This window comes from Mesorhizobium sp. M1C.F.Ca.ET.210.01.1.1, from assembly GCF_004791585.1.
GTDB lineage: Bacteria > Pseudomonadota > Alphaproteobacteria > Rhizobiales > Rhizobiaceae > Mesorhizobium.
Genome location: NZ_SRUU01000033.1, coordinates 1 through 21,516, shown reverse-complemented (window position 1 = coordinate 21,516; position 21,516 = coordinate 1). Strand labels below are relative to the sequence as shown.

The 21,516-nt window shown below is 63.0% G+C and carries 21 protein-coding genes and 1 pseudogene; 12 read left to right on the top strand and 10 right to left on the bottom strand.

Features of this window, described 5'->3' with window-relative positions; translation table 11 throughout:
• The 9 genes from EN853_RS27385 to EN853_RS27345 all read left to right on the top strand — a co-directional run bounded on the left by EN853_RS27385 (position 1) and on the right by EN853_RS27345 (position 9,065).
• Entirely contained in the window at positions 1–774 is a 774-nt protein-coding gene (locus tag EN853_RS27385) for a thiazole synthase (protein ID WP_127861928.1), read from the top strand.
• Positions 771–1,376 (top strand): thiamine phosphate synthase, encoded by a 606-nt coding sequence (locus EN853_RS27380; RefSeq protein WP_127861927.1) that lies wholly within the window; start codon positions 771–773, stop codon positions 1,374–1,376. Before EN853_RS27385 ends, EN853_RS27380 begins: the two co-directional genes overlap by 4 nt.
• Positions 1,367–2,125, top strand: coding sequence for a hydroxymethylpyrimidine/phosphomethylpyrimidine kinase (locus tag EN853_RS27375; protein ID WP_127861926.1), 759 nt, complete (start codon positions 1,367–1,369; stop codon positions 2,123–2,125). The genes EN853_RS27380 and EN853_RS27375 overlap by 10 nt, the downstream gene beginning before the upstream one ends.
• 157 nt (positions 2,126–2,282) lie before the next feature.
• Positions 2,283–4,844: an FAD-dependent oxidoreductase gene (locus EN853_RS27370; RefSeq protein WP_127861925.1), complete on the top strand. Its 2,562-nt coding sequence runs from the start codon at positions 2,283–2,285 to the stop codon at positions 4,842–4,844.
• Between the two features lie 87 nt (positions 4,845–4,931).
• Positions 4,932–5,780 carry a DUF1194 domain-containing protein gene (locus EN853_RS27365; RefSeq protein WP_127861924.1) on the top strand — a complete coding sequence of 283 codons (849 nt, stop codon included), beginning with the start codon at positions 4,932–4,934 and terminating at the stop codon, positions 5,778–5,780.
• A gap of 200 nt (positions 5,781–5,980) precedes the next feature.
• On the top strand, positions 5,981–6,325 hold the full coding sequence (locus EN853_RS27360) for a peptidase inhibitor family I36 protein (RefSeq protein ID WP_127861923.1): 345 nt from the start codon (positions 5,981–5,983) through the stop codon (positions 6,323–6,325).
• Positions 6,326–6,486: 161 nt separating this feature from the next.
• The gene (locus EN853_RS27355) at positions 6,487–7,437 is read left to right on the top strand and encodes an ABC transporter substrate-binding protein (protein WP_127861922.1); all 951 of its coding nucleotides are present in this window, start codon (positions 6,487–6,489) and stop codon (positions 7,435–7,437) included.
• A gap of 63 nt (positions 7,438–7,500) precedes the next feature.
• Positions 7,501–8,277: an ABC transporter permease gene (locus EN853_RS27350; protein WP_167524619.1), complete on the top strand. Its 777-nt coding sequence runs from the start codon at positions 7,501–7,503 to the stop codon at positions 8,275–8,277.
• The gene (locus EN853_RS27345; protein WP_127861921.1) at positions 8,274–9,065 is read left to right on the top strand and encodes an ABC transporter ATP-binding protein; all 792 of its coding nucleotides are present in this window, start codon (positions 8,274–8,276) and stop codon (positions 9,063–9,065) included. The genes EN853_RS27350 and EN853_RS27345 overlap by 4 nt, the downstream gene beginning before the upstream one ends.
• A 71-nt stretch (positions 9,066–9,136) precedes the next feature.
• On the opposite strand, the gene EN853_RS27340 is transcribed toward EN853_RS27345, so the two are convergent.
• Positions 9,137–10,075 carry a GlxA family transcriptional regulator gene (locus EN853_RS27340; protein WP_348628162.1) on the bottom strand — a complete coding sequence of 313 codons (939 nt, stop codon included), beginning with the start codon at positions 10,073–10,075 and terminating at the stop codon, positions 9,137–9,139.
• Between the two features lie 306 nt (positions 10,076–10,381).
• Between EN853_RS27340 and EN853_RS34165 the strand changes: the two genes are divergently transcribed.
• Positions 10,382–10,735: a hypothetical protein gene (locus tag EN853_RS34165; protein WP_168247759.1), complete on the top strand. Its 354-nt coding sequence runs from the start codon at positions 10,382–10,384 to the stop codon at positions 10,733–10,735.
• Positions 10,736–10,876: 141 nt separating this feature from the next.
• On the opposite strand, the gene EN853_RS27330 is transcribed toward EN853_RS34165, so the two are convergent.
• On the bottom strand, positions 10,877–11,062 hold the full coding sequence (locus EN853_RS27330; RefSeq protein ID WP_127861919.1) for a hypothetical protein: 186 nt from the start codon (positions 11,060–11,062) through the stop codon (positions 10,877–10,879).
• 218 nt (positions 11,063–11,280) lie between these two features.
• Between EN853_RS27330 and EN853_RS27325 the strand changes: the two genes are divergently transcribed.
• Complete coding sequence (locus EN853_RS27325; RefSeq protein ID WP_127861918.1) at positions 11,281–12,180, top strand: LysR substrate-binding domain-containing protein; 900 nt, start codon at positions 11,281–11,283, stop codon at positions 12,178–12,180.
• 166 nt (positions 12,181–12,346) lie between these two features.
• Entirely contained in the window at positions 12,347–12,562 is a 216-nt protein-coding gene (locus tag EN853_RS27320; RefSeq protein ID WP_245517205.1) for a helix-turn-helix domain-containing protein, read from the top strand.
• Positions 12,563–12,566: 4 nt separating this feature from the next.
• On the opposite strand, the gene EN853_RS27315 is transcribed toward EN853_RS27320, so the two are convergent.
• From EN853_RS27315 to EN853_RS27280, 8 genes and pseudogenes are all read right to left on the bottom strand, one after another.
• Complete coding sequence (locus EN853_RS27315; protein WP_127861917.1) at positions 12,567–13,514, bottom strand: alpha/beta hydrolase; 948 nt, start codon at positions 13,512–13,514, stop codon at positions 12,567–12,569.
• A 230-nt stretch (positions 13,515–13,744) separates the two neighbouring features.
• The gene (locus EN853_RS27310) at positions 13,745–13,930 is read right to left on the bottom strand and encodes a hypothetical protein (RefSeq protein ID WP_127861916.1); all 186 of its coding nucleotides are present in this window, start codon (positions 13,928–13,930) and stop codon (positions 13,745–13,747) included.
• A 186-nt stretch (positions 13,931–14,116) separates the two neighbouring features.
• Positions 14,117–16,186 (bottom strand): ASKHA domain-containing protein, encoded by a 2,070-nt coding sequence (locus tag EN853_RS27305; RefSeq protein WP_189343919.1) that lies wholly within the window; start codon positions 16,184–16,186, stop codon positions 14,117–14,119.
• Between the two features lie 10 nt (positions 16,187–16,196).
• Complete coding sequence (locus tag EN853_RS27300) at positions 16,197–17,174, bottom strand: methyltetrahydrofolate cobalamin methyltransferase (RefSeq protein ID WP_127861915.1); 978 nt, start codon at positions 17,172–17,174, stop codon at positions 16,197–16,199.
• Positions 17,175–17,254: 80 nt separating this feature from the next.
• Positions 17,255–18,346: a methylenetetrahydrofolate reductase gene (locus EN853_RS27295; RefSeq protein ID WP_127861914.1), complete on the bottom strand. Its 1,092-nt coding sequence runs from the start codon at positions 18,344–18,346 to the stop codon at positions 17,255–17,257.
• Positions 18,343–18,942, bottom strand: coding sequence for a methylenetetrahydrofolate reductase C-terminal domain-containing protein (locus tag EN853_RS27290; RefSeq protein WP_127861913.1), 600 nt, complete (start codon positions 18,940–18,942; stop codon positions 18,343–18,345). The genes EN853_RS27295 and EN853_RS27290 overlap by 4 nt, the downstream gene beginning before the upstream one ends.
• On the bottom strand, positions 18,935–19,237 hold the full coding sequence (locus EN853_RS27285; protein ID WP_126088682.1) for a virulence factor: 303 nt from the start codon (positions 19,235–19,237) through the stop codon (positions 18,935–18,937). Before EN853_RS27285 ends, EN853_RS27290 begins: the two co-directional genes overlap by 8 nt.
• 1,039 nt (positions 19,238–20,276) lie before the next feature.
• Positions 20,277–21,148, bottom strand: a pseudogene (locus tag EN853_RS27280) (IS5 family transposase).
• Between the last annotated feature and the right edge of the window lie 368 nt (positions 21,149–21,516).

The following is a 21,516-nucleotide window of genomic DNA, read 5'->3' as shown; positions in this document are numbered from 1 at the left end:
ATGTTCGACCTTCTCGGAGCGGCGCTGCCTTCACGCCTGCTGCTCGGCACCGCCCAATATCCTTCGCCGGCCATCCTGGCCGATGCGGTCAAGGCGTCGGGCGCCTCGGTGGTGACAGTTTCGCTGCGCCGTGAAATGGCTGGCGGCAAGGGCGGCGAGAAATTCTGGTCGCTGGTCAACTCGCTCGGCGTGAGGATCCTGCCCAACACCGCCGGGTGTCACTCCGTGAAGGAAGCCGTCACGACCGCGAAGATGGCGCGCGAGGTTTTTGGCACGTCCTGGATCAAGCTGGAGGTGATCGGCAACCATGACACGCTCCAGCCGGACGTCTTCGGCCTGGTCGAGGCCGCCCGCATCCTGTGCGAAGACGGTTTTACGGTGTTTCCCTATACAACCGACGATCTTGTCGTCGCCGAGCGGCTGCTCGGCGTGGGCTGCAAGGTGCTGATGCCATGGTGCGCGCCGATCGGCTCAGCGCTCGGGCCGGTCAACATCATGGCGCTGCGCTCGATGCGCGGGCATTTCCCAGACGTTCCGTTGATCGTCGATGCGGGGCTCGGGCGTCCGTCGCACGCGGCAACCGTCATGGAACTCGGATTCGACGCCGTGCTGCTGAACACTGCGGTCGCGAAGGCGGCCGATCCGGTCGGCATGGCGCGGGCCTTCAGCAAGGCGGTCGACGCCGGCCGCGAAGCCTTCGGCTCGGGATTGCTCGAGCCGCGCGATGTCGCCGTGCCGTCGACACCGACAATCGGCAGGGCGGTTTTTTCATGAAGCTCGATCCGTTCTACCTGATCGTCGACAGCGCTCAATGGATCGAGCGGCTGGTGCCGCTCGGCGTCAGACTGGTGCAGGTCCGCATCAAGGACATGGAGGAGGAGAGGCTGCGCGCTGAAATCCGCAAGGCGAAGGCCGTGTGCGCCCGACACCATTGCCAGCTCATCGTCAACGATCATTGGCAGCTGGCGATCGAGGAGGGGTGCGACTTCATCCATCTCGGCCAGGAGGATCTGCAGACGGCGGCCCTTCCGGCGATACAGGCGGCCGGTGTCCGGCTGGGACTGAGCACGCATGATGATGCCGAGCTCGAAACGGCCGTTGCGGCGGGGCCCCACTACGTCGCGCTCGGCCCGGTCTACCCCACCATTCTGAAGAAGATGAAATGGGCGCCGCAGGGGCTGGAACGGATCCGTGCGTGGAAGGAACGGGTCGCGCCTCTCCCGCTGGTCGCCATCGGCGGCCTCAACCCCGAGCGGCTCGACGGCGTCTTCGAGGCCGGCGCCGACAGCGCGGCGGTGGTCACGGACATAACGCTGAATTCCGATCCCGAAGCGCGCACCAGGGAATGGATCGAAAAGACGGATCGATGGCGCTGAACCGAGATCGGCATGTGCTTGTGGTCGGCGGATCGGATTCCAGCGGAGGTGCCGGGATTGCGCGCGATATCGAGACGATCTCCTCGATCGGCCTGCGGAGCTGTCTTGCCGTTACCGCGGTGACGGTGCAGACGCACGGCGCCGTAAAGGACATCCTTCATCTGCAACCTGGCCTGGTTGCCGATCAGATGCGGGCAGCGTTGCAGGCCAACGAGGTCGCGGCCATCAAGATCGGCATGCTCGCAACGGCGCCGACCATCGCCGCCATTGCCGCCGTGCTGAGCGAAAACCCGCGGATACCGGCAATCCTCGATCCGGTGCTGGCTTCCTCGTCGGGCAGGCCGCTGGTGGAACCGAATGCCGTCGACATCATGAAACGCGATCTCATGCCGCTTTGCCGCCTGGTCACGCCGAACCTCAATGAACTGGCGGCGCTGACGGGTTCGCAATTGGCTGTGAACGATGAAGACATGCTGCGGCAGGGAAGGCGATTGCTTGCGGCCGGGCCGCTGGCGCTGCTGCTCAAGGGCGGTCATGTGGCGGGGGCAAGATCGACAGACATCCTGTTGAGCCCTGGCCGGGAACCTATCCGCTTCGAAATGCCTCGCCTTGCCGCATCGATGCGCGGGACGGGCTGCATGCTGGCCAGCGCCATCGCCGCGCATCTGGCCGAGGCAAAGTCGCTGGAGGACAGTGTGCGCGAAGCCAAGCGGCGTGTCTTCGCGAAGCTCATGGAGGCTTCCGCCTGACTGCGGCGCACAAAGGGAATTCCTGATTGGTGGCACTTGGGGAGCGCGTTCGTTCGTCGGGGTCGCTCGGCTCTTTCGCAATGTCGCAAACAGGCTTCAATCTCCCTACCGCTCCGCCCTATAGTCCGCCCGCTTTTTCACTTTGGAGTCGCGGGCCATGGCAGAGTTTCCGAAAAGGGCGAAGGTCGTCATCGTCGGTCTGGGCGGTATCGTTGGCGCGTCGGTCGCCCATCACCTGATCGAGCGCGGTTGGGACGATATCGTGGGCATCGACAAGTCGGGCATTCCGACCGACATCGGCTCGACAGCGCACGCTTCCGATTTCTGCTACACGACCAGCCACGATTTCCTCTCCTGCTGGACGACGCTCTACTCCATCGATTTCTACGAGAAGATGGGCCACTACGCCCGCATCGGCGGCCTCGAGGTCGCGCGCGTCGGCGACGACAGCCGCATGGACGAGATCAAACGCAAGATCGCGTCGGCAAAGGCCTTCGGAACCCGCGCCCGGCTGATCGAGCCGGCCGAGATCAAGGAGAAGTTCCCCCTCATCGAGGAGCATCTGGTGCAGGGCGGCCTGTGGGACCCGGATGCCGGCCTCGTCATACCGCGCTCGCAGACGGTCGCCGGCAAACTGGTCGACCAGGGTGTCGCCTCCGGCAAGCTCCAGGCCTTCGCCAATACATCGGCCAAGGAGCTGATCGTCGAGAATGGCCGCATCAAGGGCGTGGTGACCGAGCGCGGCACGATCGAAGCCGATCATGTCGTGGTCTGCACCGGCATCTGGGGACGGCTCACCGCGGCATTGGTCGGCGAGGACCTGCCGGTCATGCCGATCGACCATCCGCTGACATTCTTCGGCCCCTACAACGAGTTCGCCGGCACCGGCAAGGAGATCGGCTGGCCGCTGCTGCGCGACCAGGGCAACTCGGCCTATATGCGCGACACCGGCGATCCCAAGACCGCCGAGGGCGGGCAGATCGAGTGGGGCTATTACGAAGAGACCAACCCGCGTCTCTGCCATCCGCGCGACCTGCTGGAAAAGGACCAGGCTCGGCTGTCGCCGTCGCAGCGCGATCTCGACATGGAGCAGATCATGGCGCCGCTGGAACGCGCCATGGAGCTGACGCCGATCCTCGGCGAGCTCGGCTACAATGAGGGCCATTCCTTCAACGGCCTGCTCCAGGTGACCACCGATGGCGGCCCGTCGATGGGAGAAAGCCAGAAGGTGAGGGGCCTTTGGTACGCCGTCGCCATCTGGGTCAAGGACGGACCCGGCATGGGCAAGCTGATCGCCGACTGGATGACCGACGGCCGCACCGCGATCGACCATCACGCCATCGACTATTCGCGCTTCTACCCGCACCAGACGAAGGAACAGTTCATCTGGGATCGCTGCACCGAGACGGCGATGAAGGTCTACAATCCTGCGGTGCATCCGCGCGAGCCCTTCTCCAAGGGCCGCAACATCCGCCGCTCGCCATTCTGGGAGCGCGAGAAGGAACTCGGCGGCTATTTCATGGAGCTGGGCGGCTGGGAGCGCGCCCACGGCTACGCCGCCAACGAGCATCTCTTGGAAAAATACGGCAACCGCGTGCCGGTGCGCGAGAACGAGTGGGACAACCGCCATTTCTGGCGCGTCTCCAATGCCGAGCATCTGGCGATGAGCGAGGATTGCGGCATCGTCAACCTCTCGCATTTCTCGATGTACGATGTCGAAGGGCCAGACCATGTCGCGCTGCTGGAGTGGCTGTGCGCGGCCAAGATCGGCGGCGACAACAATATCGGCAAGGGCATCTACACCCACTTCCTTGATGAAGAGGGCATGGTGCGCGCGGACTTCACCGTGATCCGCATGGCCGACCGCTGCCGGGTGATCGATGGCGCCGATGCCGGGCCGCGCGACTTCCGCTACATGCAGCGCACCGCGCAGGACAAAGGCTTCGACGCCACCGTCACCGATGTGACCGAAAAATACGTCACCATCGGCATCTGGGGCCCGAACGCCCGCACCACCTTGCAGAAGGTGGTCGATGACCCGAACGGGCTGACGCCGGAGAATTTCCCCTTCGCCGCGATCAAGCCGATCAAGATCGCCGGCAAGGACGTCACCGCCTTCCGCATCTCCTATGTCGGCGAGCAGGGCTGGGAACTGCATATGCGCTACGAGGATGGGCTGGCCGTCTGGGACGCGCTGCGCTCCACCGGCGTCATGCCGTTCGGCGTCGAGACCTACGCCAACACACGCCGCATGGAAAAGAGCCTTCGGCTGCAGAACGCCGACCTGTTGACCGAGTACAACCTGCTCGAAGCCGACCTTGCGCGCCCGAAGGTCAAGGAGAACGACTTCTGCGGCAAGGCCAAGCACCTGGAATATCGCGCCCGCGATCATCAGCCGGCAATGCTCTGCACGCTGGTGATGACCGAGAACAAGGACGCCAAGGGTGTCGCACGCTATCCGGTCGGCACCATGCCGGTGCAGGACCCCGCGACCGGCGAGACGCTGGTCGACGAGCTTGGCCGCCGCTCCTTCACCACCTCGGTCGCCTACGGCCCGACCATCGGCAAGAACATCGCGCTCGCCTACCTGCCTTGGGCCTATGCCCAGGAGGGTCGCAAGCTCAGTGTGGAGTATTTTGGCGAGACCTATCCGGTCGAGGTCGCCGGCGTCGGCTACAAGCCGCTTTACGACCCGGAGAACCTCAAGCCGCGCAGCTAGCCGCGCGTTAGTCTGGACAGAAAAGGGCCCGGTCGATGCCGGGCCTTTTTTCTTTGTTCGTGGCGGATTATCGCTTACCGTCGCGTCATGTCCGCTTTCGGCCGAACAGGGCATTGGCTTTCAGGCGCCACCGCGCTGGCGCTGCTTCTCAGCATGACCGCGGGATCGACGGCGACGGAGCAGGTCGACGTCGAGCTGGTGCTGGCGGTCGACGTGTCGCTCTCCATGTCACCCGCCGAACTCGAGATCCAGCGCCATGGCTATGCCGCGGCACTGACGCACGACGCCGTACTCAAGGCGATCGCCGACGGCGCCTATGGCAAGATCGTGGTCACCTATGTCGAGTGGGCCGGCACCAGATGGCAGCGGGTCGTCGTGCCGTGGACGGTGATCACGAACCGCGCCGATGCCGAAGGGTTCGTCTCGCAGCTCAATGCGCGTCCGCCGGACAGCGCGCGGCGTACCTCGATCTCCGGTGCGTTGGCTTTCGGCAGCGATCTTTTCGCCGAAAGTGGCTTTCAGGGCACCAAGCGCGTCATCGACGTTTCGGGCGACGGACCCAACAACCAGGGGGCGCCGGTCGATATCACGCGTGACGAGGTGGTGAAGCAGGGCATCACCATCAACGGACTGCCGCTGATGACAAGGGGCGGATTCAGCGGCGCCTTCGACGTCGACAATCTCGACCGCTACTACAGCGACTGCGTCATCGGCGGGCCGGGCGCCTTCATGATCCCGGTCAACGACTGGACGCAGTTCCCGGAAGCGATCCGCCGCAAGCTGGTGCTCGAGCTTGCCGGTCCGGCCTCGCAACAATGGGCGGCGGAAGAGGCGGCGCACCCGCCGGTCGTGCCCGCCGGCGACAGGCCGGCCGCCGATTGCCTGGCCGGCGAGAAGATGTGGCGCAACCGCGGCTGGATGCTGGACAGCCGCTAAAGCAATACTGGGATAAAATTGCTCAGCGGTCTCCCGACAGGAACCGCGCGGGCAAGAGCGTAGTTTCAGGAGAGCGTGGCGTTTTCCGTCTGGAAACCGCCGTCGAGGATTGGCGGATGCGGGCTTGCTTCCGGCGATCGCACGATGGCAAAGTGCGGCGGGGTCGGCGCAACTGCTCGAAGCAAACGAGGAAAGTCACCATGAAACGCCTGCTCATTCCGACCTTATTTGCGTCCTTGCTTTGCGCCGGCAGCGCCAGCGCCCAATTCTACGGCGAGGCGGCCTGTGTGCTGTTCGAGGACGTGAATTTCCGGGGGCGCTCGCTGGAAATGGGTCCTGACGACTCCGTCAATTTCCGCGGCGGCGAGTTCTGGAACGACCGTGTCTCCTCGGTGCTGGTGCGCCGGGGCTGTACGCTTGTTGCCTATGAGAATTCAGGCAGGCGCGGCCGCTCGATCGAACTCAATCGCAGGGTTCGCGGTTTCGGAGATTCCGGCTGGAACGACCGCATCTCGTCCGCCGAGTGCTATTGCGACCAGTATTGAACGCCGGCGTCGCTCCCGGCGAGCGGCCGCAACCGGTCCGGCATACGAGGCGTTTCCCCGCGCCGAGCTAGACAATGGTCCATGACCGATCCTGCTTGATTGACAAGCCTTTTGGGCTCTGTGAGACAATTTCCTCTCACCAGACAAGAAGGGGAACCACGATGAACAGGACCAGCATTTTCGCGGCGGCCGTGGCGGCCGCCATCGGATTGTCGGCGCCGGCGATGGCCGCTACGTCGCTCACCATCGGCATCAGCGGTTGGACCGGCTTTGCGCCGCTGACTTTAGCCAAGCAGGCTGGGCTTTTCGAGAAGCATGGGCTCGACGTCACGCTGAAGAAGGTTCCCCAAGCGAGCCGTCCGCTGGCGATTGCCAGTGGCGACCTGCAATGCGCGGCCACAACGGTCGAGACCTGGATGGTTTGGAACGCCAGTGGCGTCACCACCAAGCAAATCTTCCAGCTCGACAAATCCTACGGCGCCGACGGCATCGTCGTGCGCAATGACATCAAGACGGTCGCCGACCTGAAGGGCAAGAATGTCGCGTCGTCCGCTCCAGGAACGTCGCCCTATTTCCTGTTGGCCTGGGTACTCAACAAGAACGGCATGTCGACCAAGGACGTGACGGTCGTCAACCTGGAACCTGACGCGGCAGCGCAAGCCTTCCTCGCCGGCCAGAACGATGCCGCGGTCACCTATGAGCCCTTCATCTCCGCAGTGCGCGACAAGGCCGACCAGGGGCATATCCTGGCCACCACGCTCGACTATCCGATGGTGCTGGATACTGTCGGCTGCACGCCGGACTTCCTCAAGGCCAATCCCGGTGCCGCCAAGGCGCTGGCCGACAGCTATTTCGATGCGCTCGACATGATCAAGAAAGAGCCGCAGAAGTCCTACGAGATCATGGGCGCCGACGTGAAGCAGTCGGCGAAGGAGTTCGAGGACTCGGCCAAATACCTGAAATGGGCTGATCGGGAAGAGAACAAGCAGTTCTTCTCCAAGGACTTCCAGGACTTTTCCAAGACCGCGGCCGAGCTGTTGCTGCAGATGGGCCTCATCAAGGAAGCGCCGGACGTGACGACGCTCGCCGACACCAGCGCGGTTGCCAACTGATCCCGCATCTTCCGATCGACGGCGGCGGTAGCCGCCGTTCCTTCTCCTCAAGGACAGTGCCTGATGCTGCGTCCCTTGCATCCCGTCCCGCCGGGCACACGAACCGTGCTCGGCATCGCCTTCTTCGTGCTCTTCGTGGCGTTCTGGGCCTGGATAACGCTCGGCGGCCATGTGAACCGGATCTTTCTCGCCGATCCGCTGCAGATGTTGGGAGACGGCTGGCGGCTTCTGGTCGAGGACCGTTTCTGGCTCGATATCCTGATCACAATCTGGCGAGTCTTCGGCGGCTTCGTGCTGGCCTCGATCGTCGCCGTGCCGATCGGCATCGCGATGGGCGCCTGGAAGCCGGTCGAAGCCTTCCTCGAACCGTTCGTATCCTTCGCCCGCTACCTGCCTGCGTCCGCCTTCATCCCGCTGCTCATCCTGTGGGCCGGTATCGGTGAGCTGGAGAAGCTGCTGGTGATCTTCGTCGGCTCGGTCTTCCAGATCATCCTGATCATCGCGGTCAAGGTCGGCAGCACAAGGCGCGACCTGGTCGAGGCGGCCTACACGCTGGGGGCGACGGACAATGGCATCGTCAGGCGCGTGATCATGCCGGCCAATGCGCCGGAGATCGCCGAGACGCTGCGGCTGGTGCTCGGCTGGGCGTGGACCTATGTCATCGTCGCCGAGCTGATCGGCTCGTCGTCGGGCATCGGCTACATGATCATCAACAGCCAGTCGCGGTTGGCGACCGGGCAGATCATCTTCGGCATCATCGTGATCGGGCTGATCGGGCTTTTGTCCGACTTCGCCTTCAAGGCGCTCAACCGCTGGCTCTATCCATGGAGCCTGGCGTGAGCAAGCTTGTCATCGAGGGCGTTTCGCGGACCTTTGCCGGGGTGAGGGGCGGCCAGCCGGTGCAGGCTCTGCAGCCCGTCGACCTCGCGGTCGCGGCCAATGATTTCATCACCATCCTCGGGCCCTCCGGCTGCGGAAAGTCGACCTTGCTCAGGGTCGTCGCCGGGCTGGAGGCGCCGAGCGCCGGCCGCGTGCTGCTCGATGGCAAGGCCGTCACCCGGCCCGGTCCGGATCGCGGCATGGTGTTCCAGTCCTACACGCTGTTTCCTTGGCTGACGGTCGCCGAAAACATCGGCTTCGGCTTGCGCGAGCGGGGCATGCCCGAGCGCGACCGCAACGAGATCGTCGCTTCCTATGTCGACCTTGTCGGCCTGAAAGGCTTCGCGAGCCATTGGCCGAAGCAGCTCTCGGGCGGCATGCAGCAGCGCACCGCGATCGCGCGCGCTCTGGCCAACGACCCCGCGATCCTGCTGCTCGACGAGCCGTTCGGCGCGCTCGACAACCAGACGCGGGGGCTGATGCAGGAGTTGCTGCTCGGCATCTGGGAGCGGCGCAAGAAGACGGTGCTGTTCGTCACCCACGACATCGAGGAAGCGATCTTCATGGCCTCGCGGGTGATCGTGATGAGCGCGCGGCCCGGCCGCATCAAGTCGGACGTACCGGTCGAGCTTCCGCATCCGCGCCACTACACGCTGAAGACCAGCCCGGAATTCTCGGCGCTCAAGGCGCAGCTCACCGAAGACATCCGCATCGAGGCGATGCGGACGGCGCAGACCCAGTCTGCCTAGAGCAAAAACAAATACTTAGAGCGGTTCGGCGATTCGATGAATCGCTGAACCGCTCTAGGTATTTCGACGCCTCAAGCCGCCAGAAGCTGCTTGCGGTCGACGCGTTCCTGCTGCGGCGAGCGGGCGTAGAGCTCGCGGTAGCATTTGGAGAAATGCGAGGCCGAGACGAAGCCGCAGGCCACCGCCACTTCGACCACCGGCATGGACGATTGGATAAGCAGGTGCCTCGCGCGGTCGAGCCGGATCTCGAGATAATAGCGGGCAGGGGAGCGGCCCATCTCGGTGCGGAAGAGGCGCTCGATCTGCCGGCGCGACAGATCGACATGATCGGCGATCTCGATCAGCGACAGCGGCTCGGAGAGGTTCGCCTCCATCAGCTCGATGATGGTCAGCACCTTGGAATTCTGCACGCCCAGGCGCGCCCTGAGCGGCAGACGCTGGCGATCGGTCGGACTGCGCACACGGTCGGTCAGCACCTGTTCGCAGACGCGGTTGACGAGGCTTTCGTCGAAGTCGTCGCCGATCAGCTTCAGCATCATGTCGAGCGCGGCGGTGCCGCCGGCGCAGGTGTAGACGTTCTGGTCGACCTCGAAGAGGTCGGCGAAGACATTGGCCTTGGGGAAGGCTTCCGAGAAGCCCGGCAGGTTTTCCCAATGGATTGCGCAGCGCTTGTTCGACAGGAGCCCTGCGGCAGCCAGGATATGCGCGCCGGTGCACAAGCCGCCGACGGCGACGCCGCGGTTGTATTCCTCGCGCAGCCAGGCGAAAGCCGACTTGTTGTGGTAGCGCTCGACATTGATGCCGCTGCAGACGATCGCCATGTTCGGCCTGTCCGGCCCGGCCATCTTCCTGCGCTCTTCCTCAAGCGAGGTGTTGACGGCGCATTCGACGCCGTTCGAGGCGCGCACCGGCTTGCCGTCAATGCTTGCCAGGCGCCAGCTATAGGCCTCGTAGCCGAGCATCCGATTGGCCGAGCGCAGCGGGTCGAGCGCCGTCGCAAAGGCAATCATGGTGAAGTCAGGAATGAGAAAGAATACAAACGATCTCTTGATCGGGTGCTTTACGGCATTCACGGGAAACCTCACGCGGCCATGACGCGAACAGAATGTCGCGAACAGCATAGCGTCATCAGGAAAAACCATTCCTGTCAATCGGGTAGACGGCTAAGCGGAGATTAAATTTGCGACATGGGTCGCAAATGGGCAATTGGTCCTAGGTCAACGCCTCCACCCATGCAACGAAAGCCCGATAAAGACGAAAACGCCGCCCGGCCTTGCCGTGGCGGCGTCGAATTCCTTTCAATGCGACGGCCGCAAATGCCGCTCGAAAAGGCTGCCTCAGGCAATGAAACCGAGGCGGGCGGCAGCCATGGCGCCGGTCTGGCCGGGCATGGTCTTGGCGAGGCGCTGACGCTCGAGGGCGGTCGTCAGGTTCATTTCGCGGCGAGGGAACAGGCGGGCAAAGAGCTTCATTGTCATCTCCATTTGGGTTGCTCAGACGGGTCGCCTTCGCTTGATGGAGTGGGGCAGCTCGTTTTTGCTGGCGTTGATATAGGCTTGGTTCAGCGAAAACTAAATCGCAAAAGCGAAGCGCTTGATATGAAAAGCGACATCAATTGCGACATATTTGGGCAGGATGCCCGAAATTTACGATTATTTACAATGCACTAAATAGGAAACTGTGTCGCTATGCGAGTGGTTCATATGCGTCATGCAGCGGCCGCATGGCTCGAAAACTCATTTGAACGCAAACAAAAAAGGCCTGCCGGTCTGACGCACACGGCAGGCCTTCAATTCTCGATACACACTTGGCTACTTCGCCCCGGCCCAGGCTCCGACGCCGTAGCGCATACCGGTCTTGGCATCGGCGGCTTCCGGCCAGCCGATATCCTTCTGCAGTTCGATCGGCAGCGCATGGATGGCGCGTTCGGTCTGGTAGCGGGCGCGGGCCGCGCTGAATTCGGTCGCGAGCCGACCGATGGACGACAGGATGGACATCTTCTTTCTCCTCGATTCGGGCAGGGGCGCCCGGCAATGCGTTACGTCAGGTCTGTTTCAGCTTCATTTCATGTCGATTGCAGGTCCGTGTCGGGGTCGTTTGATGGCTGCTTTTGGCAGCATCCCGCATCGATCGAGTTGACTATGCGCCCGAAGTGATGTTCAATCAAACGAAATGGGATGATCGTTTGCATCAGAAAAATTGAAGGCAAGGTCCGATGAACGCCCCGCTCAACCATCCTCTGCCACTGCTCGATCTCGATGTGCTGCGCACTTTCGTGGCGATCGCCGAGACCGGCAGCTTCACCACCGCCGCCAATGCGGTGTTCCGCACGCCCTCAGCCGTCTCCATGCAGATCAAGAAGCTGGAGGACATTCTCGGCCGCTCGGTCTTCCAACGCGACGCGCGCTCGGTGACCCTGACCACGGATGGCGAAATGTTGCTCGGCTACGCCCGGCGGCTGCTGTCGATCAACCGCGAGGTGGTGTCGAAGTTCATCATTCCCGACATCGTCGGCGTGGTGCGGCTGGGCTCGCCGGACGATTATGGCGAGCGTGTGCTGCCGCATGTGCTGAAGCGCTTCGCGCAGTCGCATCCGTCGATCGCCGTCGACGTCACCATCGACCAGAGCATCAATCTGCGTCGCCGCATGGACGACCGCGCGCTCGACATCACGCTGCTGACCAATTCCTATAAGACCAGCGCGCTCGGCGCCGAGGTGCTTTTGACCGAACCGATCGTCTGGGCCGGCGCTAAGGGCGGCTGCGCGCATCTGCGCGAGCCGCTGCCCGTGTCGTTGTGGGAAGAGGGCTGCGCCTGGCGGGCCGGTGCCCTGGAAGCGCTCGGCCGCGAGGGCCGCAACTATCGCATCGCCTATATGAGCGCGCATACGGCCGGCCAGCGCGCCGCGATCATGGCCGACCTTGCCGTGGCGCCCCTGCCGAAATCTTTCCTCGGCGACGAGATGGTGTCGCTTGGCGCGAAGGACGGTATGCCCGACATCGGCACCTACAATCTCGCCATGGTGGTCGCGCCCGATGCCAGCGCGCCGGTGAAGGCGGTCGCCGACCACATCCGGGCGACGTTCGAGCTGTTCCGCGAAACCGGCAAGTTCTGACCAGCCTGGGCAAAACCTGCATTGAATGAGCCCGCCCTTTGGGGGCGGGTTTTTTCTTCACCGCGTCCAGCCTAGAACGCCATGGGACGATCATGGCGGTCGGCGCGCTGTCTCATGGCCCAATGCGCTTCAACGCATTGATGCGGCTGGCGGCGTTTCCCACCGCATGCTGACCCTCACGCTGCGCCGGCTGGAGCGGGATGGGCTGGTGAAACGAACCGCCTATCCAACCATTCCGCTAAAGGTCGAGTACGAGCTGACCGAGATGGGCCATTCGCTCATCCAGCCTTTGGAGGCATTGTCGAGCTGGGGCCAGCAGAACCGATCGGCAATCGAAGCGTCGCGCAGGGATTACGATCGAGACGTCGCTGCCGGGTCGTGAACGGTCAGGTCGCGGCCTGACCCTGCAGCGACCAGCCACGGGCTTTGACCGGCCGCGCCCTTGCTTCCCCGTTCAGAAAGGCGACGATGCTGTCCCTCGCGCGTCGCGCTTCCGGCATCTCGATCAGCGGCCAGACGTGGAACATGCCTTCCTCGTAGACCACGTCGATCTCGACGCCGGCATCGCGCGCCCGTTCCGCGAAGATCAGATTGTCGGGGCTGAGCAGGTCGTGCGAGCCGGTGAGCAGCAGCGTCCTCGGCAGCACCGAGAGATCGCCGTAGAGCGGACTGATGTGCCAGTCGGCGCGGTCGATGCCGGCGCTGTAGAGGCGGATCGCCTCGAGCCCGCCGGGAATGCCGAGCCACGGATCTCTGCGTTCCGCCTCGAACACCTCCGGATTGGACAGCGACATGTCGAGACCGGGCGAGATCAGCACGTGGCGCGCCGGCGATGAAAGGCCTTCCTCCGCGGCCATCATTGTGAGCACCACGGCCATGTTGCCGCCGGCGGAATCACCCATGAAGACGATGTCTTCCGCATCGGTCTCCTCAAGCATGCGCCGGTAGACGTCGCCGACCATGCCGAACATGTCATGGAAATCGTGCTCGGGCGCGATCGGATAGATCGGAACGGTGACGCCAAAGCCAAGCCGTTCGGCCATTTCGGCGATCAGACCCCAATGGTAGGATGTGATCTGAAAAACATAGGCGCCGCCATGCATGTAGAGGATGCGCCGCCGTTCGCCGGCCCTGGGCGCGATCTCGTAGACGGGAAAGCCGTCGACGCTGGTCTCGGTGATATCCAGCCGCGCCTTGAGCAATGCCGGTGGATGATAGTCTTCCGTCTTGCGCGCGTAGACGATCCAGCGTTGCAGGTTTTCGGGACTGGAAAAGGCCTTCTTGCGGCTGTGCCTAAGAATGAACGAGACGACGTGGCTTTTCAAACTGGGCATGCGGGTACACGGACTTCGGCAGAGCCGACTAAGAATTCCCCCGTCATGCGAAGATTGTAGCTCAGGTGGAAATGTCAAGCTACGCCATGGGCACATCGACGTGATGCGACGGTGACCGCCTCACCGTCGACCCGATAGCAACGCGGCGCGAAGCTTGTTGTCGCTGGTTGCCGAGGCCGCTTGCCGGCCCCGGCGGCTGCCGAGCAGCTTGCACTTGTCGGCGAACGTCATCAGCGCGGGGTGCCCAGGAGCAGCTTGTGAAGAGCCGCCTGCGGGTCGCTCGGCGGCGACGCCGGCCAGCCGATATCCTTCCGGACATGCGCCGGCAGGTCGTTTAGCGCGCGGATCGCCTTGTTGCGGGCATGGGCGTGCCTGATGGCAACACCGAAGCGGCCGAGATTATCGAACATCGACATTGTGGTTCCTCCGGAAGGTCGCGCTGGCCCGAAGGCATTTTCACGCCAGCCCTTCGATGCGAGCTAAATGCGCCCGACATGTTTCGAGTGGATTTCACGAAGACAGCACTTCGGTTTCCGGATCGGGTGGATCCGGAAACATTTGCATGCAAATGAAATCGAAATGCGTTTCGGTGTGAAGACGGCCTATTCGCGTCCGCGCCGTGCCGCACGCTCCTCGCGCGAGCGCCGCCGCGGGGTGGCGTCGCCGGCGGCACCATCCTCGCTCGTCGCCTTGCGCGGCGGCAGCTTCACCGCGGCCGCCAGCTTCGGGAACGGGTCGACCTTGTTCGGCAGCGCCATGGCGTAGACAAAGTGCTCCTGGAATTTTGGTTCCAGCGCGGTCTCGATCTTTTCGATCCTGCTCACCGTCTCCTCGATCTCGCGGCGGTAGCCCCGATTGAGGAGCGCCATGCGCGCGCCGGCGCCAGCGGCATTGCCGACGGCCGACACCTTGTCGAGGTCGCAGTCCGGGATCAGCCCCAGCACCATGGCGTATTTCGGATCGATGAAGGAGCCGAAGGCGCCGGCGAAATGGATGCGGTCGACATGGTCGGTGTGCTGCTTCTCCATGAGCAGCTTGGTGCCGGCATAGAGCGCCGCCTTGGCAAGCTGGATGGCGCGCACGTCATTCTGGGTGATGGTGATCTTCGGCTCGCCGTCCTTCAGCAGGTAGGAGAAGGTGCGGCCGTTGGCAACGATGCGCGGCGAGCGCGCGGCAAGGGAGCCGTCGACGACGCCGTCCTCGGAAATGATGCCCGACAGATACATCTCGGCGATCACTTCGATGATGCCCGAGCCGCAAATGCCGGTGACGCCGGTTGCCTGTACGCTTTCGGCGAAGCCCGGCTGATCCGACCAGAGCTCCGAGCCGATGACGCGGTAGCGCGGCTCAAGCGTGTTCGGGTCGATGCGCACGCGCTCGATGGCGCCAGGCGCCGCGCGCTGTCCGCCGGAGATCTCGGCACCCTCGAAGGCCGGGCCGGTGGGAGAGGAGGCGGCCACGACGCGCGTGCGGTTGCCGAGCACGATCTCGGCATTGGTGCCGACATCGACGATCAGCATCATCTCGTCCTGGCGATGCGGGCCTTCCGAAAGGGTCACCGCAGCGGCGTCCGCGCCGACGTGGCCGGCGATGCAAGGCAGCATGTAGAGGCGCGCGCCCTGATTGAGCTTCAAGCCGAGATCGGAAGCCTTGATGCGCACCGCACCCGAGACGGCCAGCGCGAAGGGCGCGCCGCCGAGCTCGGTCGGATCGATGCCGAGGAACAGATGGTGCATGATCGGGTTGCCGACGAACACCGTGTCGAGGATGTCGTTGCGCTGAACATTGCCTTCCGCGCACACCTTGTCGACGAGGCCGGAAACCGCCTCGCGCACGGCGACCGTCATGCCCTCGCGCCCATCCGGGTTCATCATCACGTAGGAGACGCGGCTCATTAGATCCTCGCCGAAGCGGATCTGCGGGTTGGAGGTGCCGGAGGAAGCGGCGACGCGGCCCGACAGCAGCGACACCAGATGCATCGCGATCGTGGTCGAGCCGATATCGCAGGCGAGCCCATAGGCCTCGTTCTTCAGCCCTGGCCAGAGCGCTATGACGCGCGCGATGTCGCTGTCGGCATCCTTGTGGATGGCGGCGGTAGCGGTCCAGTTGCCCTTGCGCAGGATGCCCTGCACCTGCGGCAGCAGATAGAAATCGAATTCGAGGCTCTTGAAACCCCAGTCCTTCATCAGGGCGATCTTCAAGCGGTCGAGATCGCCGAGCGGCTTGTGCATGTCGGGTTCTTCGATCTCGACATAGCACATGCGCACCGCGGAATCGCGGGCGATCACCCTGGTGTCGGCGTCCTTGCGGATGGTCTGGGCGTTGATGACCGTGTCCTGCGGCACGTCGATGACGAGGTCGCCGAGGATCTGCGCCGAGCAGGACAGGCGGCGGCGGTCGGGCAGGCCGCGCACGCGCTCGTAGCGCTCCTCCTTGGCGCCCTTGGCAGAAATGTGGTCGTTGGAGGAGACGATCTTGTGCTTGGCGAAATTGCCTTCCTGCACCTCGATCTGGCAGCGCCCACAGGTGGCGCGGCCGCCGCACACGCTTTCGACATAGACACCGAGCTGGCGCGCGGCGTCGAGCACCGGCGTGCCAACCGGGAACCGCCCGCGCTTGCCTGACGGCATGAACAGCACGAGCGGATCGGTGATATTGGGAGGCGGGTTCACGATTACATGCTTATCCGCGGGCCATCCGGGCTTCACGGCCGCCGCGGCGACGACCACCGGCAGCGGCTGCGCCATCGCCGGGGGCGGTGACCGCGACCGGAGCCGCAACCGCATGGCCGCCTTCGGCCGGCTTATAGTCCTTGTAGGTGCGGATCCAGGTGGTGCAGTTCTCGTCGGTGCCGTTGAGCACATTGGCGCCGCGCACGGCCTCCATTTCCTGCGGGCGGACCGGATTCATGATGGCGCTCGTCATGCCGGCGCCGATCACCATCGGGATGAAGGCGGCGTTGATGCCGTGGCGGTGCGGCAGACCGAAGGAGATGTTGGAGAGACCACAGGTGGTGTTGACCTTGAGCTCTTCGCGCAGCCGGCGCAGCAGCGCGAACACCTGGCGGCCGGCATCGCCCAGCGCGCCGATCGGCATGACCAGCGGGTCGACGACGACGTCATGGGCGGGTATGCCGTGGTCGGCGCAGCGCTCGACGATCTTCTTGGCGACGGCGAAGCGGACGTCCGGATCCATCGAGATGCCGGTCTCGTCGTTGGAGATGGCGACGACCGGAACGTTGTATTTCTTAACCAGCGGCAGGATCGCCTCGAGCTTCTCTTCCTCGCCGGTAACGGAGTTGACCAGCGGCCGGCCCTTGGCGACCTTCAGTGCGGCCTCGATCGCGGCGGTGACCGAGGAGTCGATCGACAGCGGCAGGTCGACGAGATTCTGCACGATCTCCAGCGTCTGCACCAAAAGCGCCGGCTCGGTGGCGTTAGGGTCGACGGCGGTGACGCCGGCATTGACGTCGAGCATGGTGGCGCCGCAGGCGGCCTGCTCCAGCGCATCCTTGACGACGGTCTCAAAATTGCCGGCCACCATTTCGGCGGCCAACTTCTTGCGACCTGTCGGGTTGATACGCTCGCCGATCACACAGAAGGGCTGGTCGAAGCCGATGACGATTTCTCGGGTCGCCGAGGCGACGATGGTGCGGGTCATGCGATCTCTCCGTCGGGATATAAAGAGTTCTTTATATCGTTATCTGATTTTGTTCAAGCGAATGGTGATCGGCCGCGCCCTCAGTGCGCGGTCTTCACCATGTCTACCTGGGTTTCGGTAATCTCGTCGTGCAATATGTGGTCGAGCCGCTCGGCGACGATCTGGTCGTCGCGGCGAATCTCCCGTTGCCAGGGCTGGCGGCCTCTCAGCACGCCCGATTCATCGACGATCTCGGCGACATACTCCTCCTGGCGGTAGGCCATCACATGGACGCCGGCGACGCCCGGGATTTCCTTCACCTCGTTGATGATGTCGATGCAGAGCTGCTTGCCTTCCTTCTTCTGGTCCTGCGCGCCTTCGAGCCGCTTGATCACCGCCTCGGGAATATGGATGCCCGGCACGTTGGAACGGATCCATTTCGCCGTCTTGGCGGAAGCGAGCGGCCCGACGCCGCACAGGATGAAGACCTTTTCGGTATGGCCGAGATCGCGCGCCTTCTGCATGAAGGTTTTGAACATCGGCACGTCGAAGCAGTATTGCGTTTGCACGAATTGCGCGCCGGCGGCGATCTTCTTGCCGAGATGGATCGGACGGAAATCGTAAGGCGGCGCGAAGGGGTTGACGGCGGCGCCGAGGAAGACCTGCGGCGGGGTCGTCAGCTTGCGGCCGGACAGGAACTTGCCGTTGTCGCGCATGATGCGGATGGTCTCGAGCAGCGACATGGAATCGAGGTCGAACACCGGCTTGGCTCCCGGCTGGTCGCCTGCCTGCACGCCGTCGCCGGTGAGGCAGAGCATGTTGGCGACGCCCATCGCCGCGCCGCCCAGCACGTCGCCCTGGATGGCGATGCGGTTCTTGTCGCGGCAGGCGATCTGCATGATCGGGGCATAGCCCATGCGGGTGAGCAGCGCGCAGATGCCGACCGACGACATGTGGCAATTGGCGCCCGAGGCGTCGACCGCGTTGATGGCGTCGACCCAGCCATCGAAGATCTTGGCGCGGTTGTAGACGTCTTCCGGGTCGGCGCTGTCAGGCGGGTTGAGCTCGGTCGTCACCGCGAACTCGCCGCGGCGCAGCACGCGCTCCAGCCGGCCGCGCGAGGTGTGGCCGGGCAGGGGATCGAGCGGCAGGTGGATGCCGGCCGGATTCTCGTCGCGTTGGCGGGCGTTCATGCGGAGGCTCCGGTGTTCTGCGCCTTCTGGGTCGTTTCTCGCGCGGTGGCGGCCTGCGCGGTCACCCGCAGCCAGGCCGAGGTTTCGCGCAGCGACTGGTCGACAGGCTTCTGCACGGTGAGGATGTTGTCGCCGTGGACCATGTTGCGGGAGCCTTCCCAGGCTTTGACCCAGACACAGGGCATATCCGGCTCGACCTCGCAATTGCCGTTGGCACGCACGCCGCCGCAAGGGCCGTTGCGCAACTGCTTCGGACAATTCATCGGGCATGACATGCCGGTCGAGGACAGGATGCACTGGCCGCACATGCGGCAATCGAACATGAAGCCCTTGACGCGCTTCTCGACGAATTTCACGGGAGCTTCGACACGGCCGTAGCCGATGCCCTTCCACAGAGGATGCAAGAGCAGGAAGACGTCGGCGAACCGGCTATAGAACCATTCGAGCAATCGCGAATGGCGGATCGACCACAGGCGTACAGCGAAGGTGCGCTGGACGCGCCGCTGAGGCGACACGTCGGCAGGCTTGTAGTCGGATTTCGGCGCGGCCTTCTTGACCAGGGTGGCCTGGGTAACCGTCGGCTGTTGCTCAGACATTTTCTTTCCCGCCAGCCTTGACCAGAGCGACCAGCCGCTCGCGGTCATATTTCGCATCGAGTTCGTTGAATGCCTTCTCGACCTCGGCCTCTATGTCGTCGCCGACCGGCACCGGCTCGGCCTTGCGCCATTCGGCCAGGTAATCGTCAGTGCCGCCGGCCCCCGTGCGCATGGCGCACATGTCGATCGCTTCGGTGAAGCGCAGCGGCAGCTCACGCTTGGCGTTCTGCCGGCCCTTCTTGACGATGACCTGGGCGGGGATGTCGCGCCAATAGACGACGATCAGATCGGCCATGAAACTCTTGCTCCTTGATGCTGCGAGCATTGCCGCAAGCGCCCTGAGGCCGCTTGTTATGGGACGACGCGCGCGCCTTCAAAAGCGACGCTGTCGTAAGCGCCCAAGGGGAGAGGTCGATTGGTAGGATCCGGTGAAAGAGTTAAAGTGCCCCCTCGGCTCTGGCTGGCCTGGTGTCCGGGCAGGACAAGTCGACTGAAGAGGCCTCTTGTTCGAACAACCAAGTGGCCCGGTATTTTCGACCGCGCGATCCGAAATGCTTAGAAATTAGCTCATTCGCTAACAGCGATTCCGTTCGCGACGCCGCCAGTCGTTGGGACCCCGCAGGGTGTGCCCAACGGGACCAGTGGTCCTGGGCCGAATTTGCCGACACTGGTCAAGCAATATGCTCCCCATCCCACCGGAGAAGTAGGTCCAGGTGCTGTGGGTGGTGGTGCGTCGGGTTGCGGCATCGGCAATAGTGGAATGTTTTTCGCAGCTCCTTCTATCGCTCGATTTTGCTGTTGCAACGTATCCAGACGCGTCCCAAATCCTCTTTGAATATCAGAAAGAAAACCAACGGCAACAACATACGGGGCTTGCCGGTTACTTGGTGCCGAATAAGCAGGAGACACGAAGCTCAGGCTGGCGTCGTTTGTGGCGCTGGGGCTGGGCGGGGGTTTGAGACTTGTTCCGTTCATGTAGGACGTGATCAACGCCGGAGCAGCAATTCCAAGCTGAACCAAAGACATGGGAGTACGTACTTCGGAATTAAGTGAAGCCATCACTCCACCAAGAAGAAGCAGGATAAAGACCCTAAGGCCATATCCAATATAATTTCCTATAGTTAAAGCATGAGGCCCATCTGTAAAAGAAGCAACGTCAATGGTAAGAAGGCTCACCAATATTGGAAGGAGACCGCCAAGAGCTCCAAGTAGGAACATCGATGTTCGCGACATCTGACTTGCTCCTTATTCACGTCGGTGCGCATCGTCAATGAAGATTCCGCACTTAGAGTTATAAACCAAATCTATACGCGAGTCGATTGCCTCCACATATGTTAACGAGGGAAACCGTCGGTCGATCGAGACGGTAAGCTGCCAAGGCGCCTATCGGCTTCGCCGGCGGTGCCGATGTTTCGCGAAGCTTGTGAATTGGTGACATAGTAGGACGTAGACTCATTACCGCGCAGCCAGATCCGGATTGCGACGAGTTTGAGGGCGGCAAGATAGTTCTCAGCCAGCTTGTCGTATCGGGTTGCGATACGACGGAATTGCTTGGCCTTGTTGAAGAAGCGTTCGACGAGATTGCGCGCCTTGTAGAGGAAGGGGCTGAAGCAGATCGCGTCCTTGCGGTTGGCCTTGGGCGGAATGTTGGCCCATGCCTTTCGCTGGGTGACAGCATTGCGCAAGGCGTTGGCATCATAGCCCTTGTCGGCGAGTAGCATGGCACCCTCCGGCAAATCCTTGATCAAGTCCGCTGCGGAGGCGATGTCACTCATCTGGCCTGCCGTGAGCGTCAGCTTGATCGGCCTGCCTTGGGCGTCGACAAGAGCATGGATTTTGGTTGTCAGCCCGCCTCGGGACCGACCGAGACAGTGATCTCGATCCCCCTTTTTGCCGTCGCGCCCTGCTGATGGATGCGAACAATGGAGGTGTCGATCATCTGCACCGTGCCGTCATGGGCTTTGGCGATGGCATCCATGAGGCGGTCCCACACACCTGCTTTCCGCCATCGGACGAAGCGATTGTAACAGGTGGTGCCTGGGCCGTATCGCTCTGGCAGTTCGCGCCATGGCGCACCGGATCGCAGCACCCAGAAGATGCCGTCGAGGACGCGCCTATCATCGACGCGCGGCACCCCTCGCGGCTTGTTGGGCAACAGCGGCTCGATCACGCGCCACTCGAAGTCGGTCAGGTCATATCGGCTCATGCGGACCCTGAATCAGATTCTGCCGCAACATAAAAGTGGCAGCCGACAACGACCAGGTGCTGAAGTTCGATTACGTCCCGGCCATGCCCTCATATTCCCAATCGAAGCGCTTTCTGAGTTCTTGCACGCTATCATCCCACGTCGCGTGCTCGCATTTCCGCAAGATGTTAAGGAGGCTCGCCAATACGCTCTGCCACTCAAACACATCGACAAACACCCATGCGGTGGAGCGACGTGGCAAGTGTCTAGTCCCGGAGTGTGGGGGAATCAGTCAAGCTGATCCTTCATTCAGGGATAAGCTATGGGACAGATACTCCACGGCAGCGCCACGACCACGCACGCCATCCGAGCAGCGATACAGCGATCGA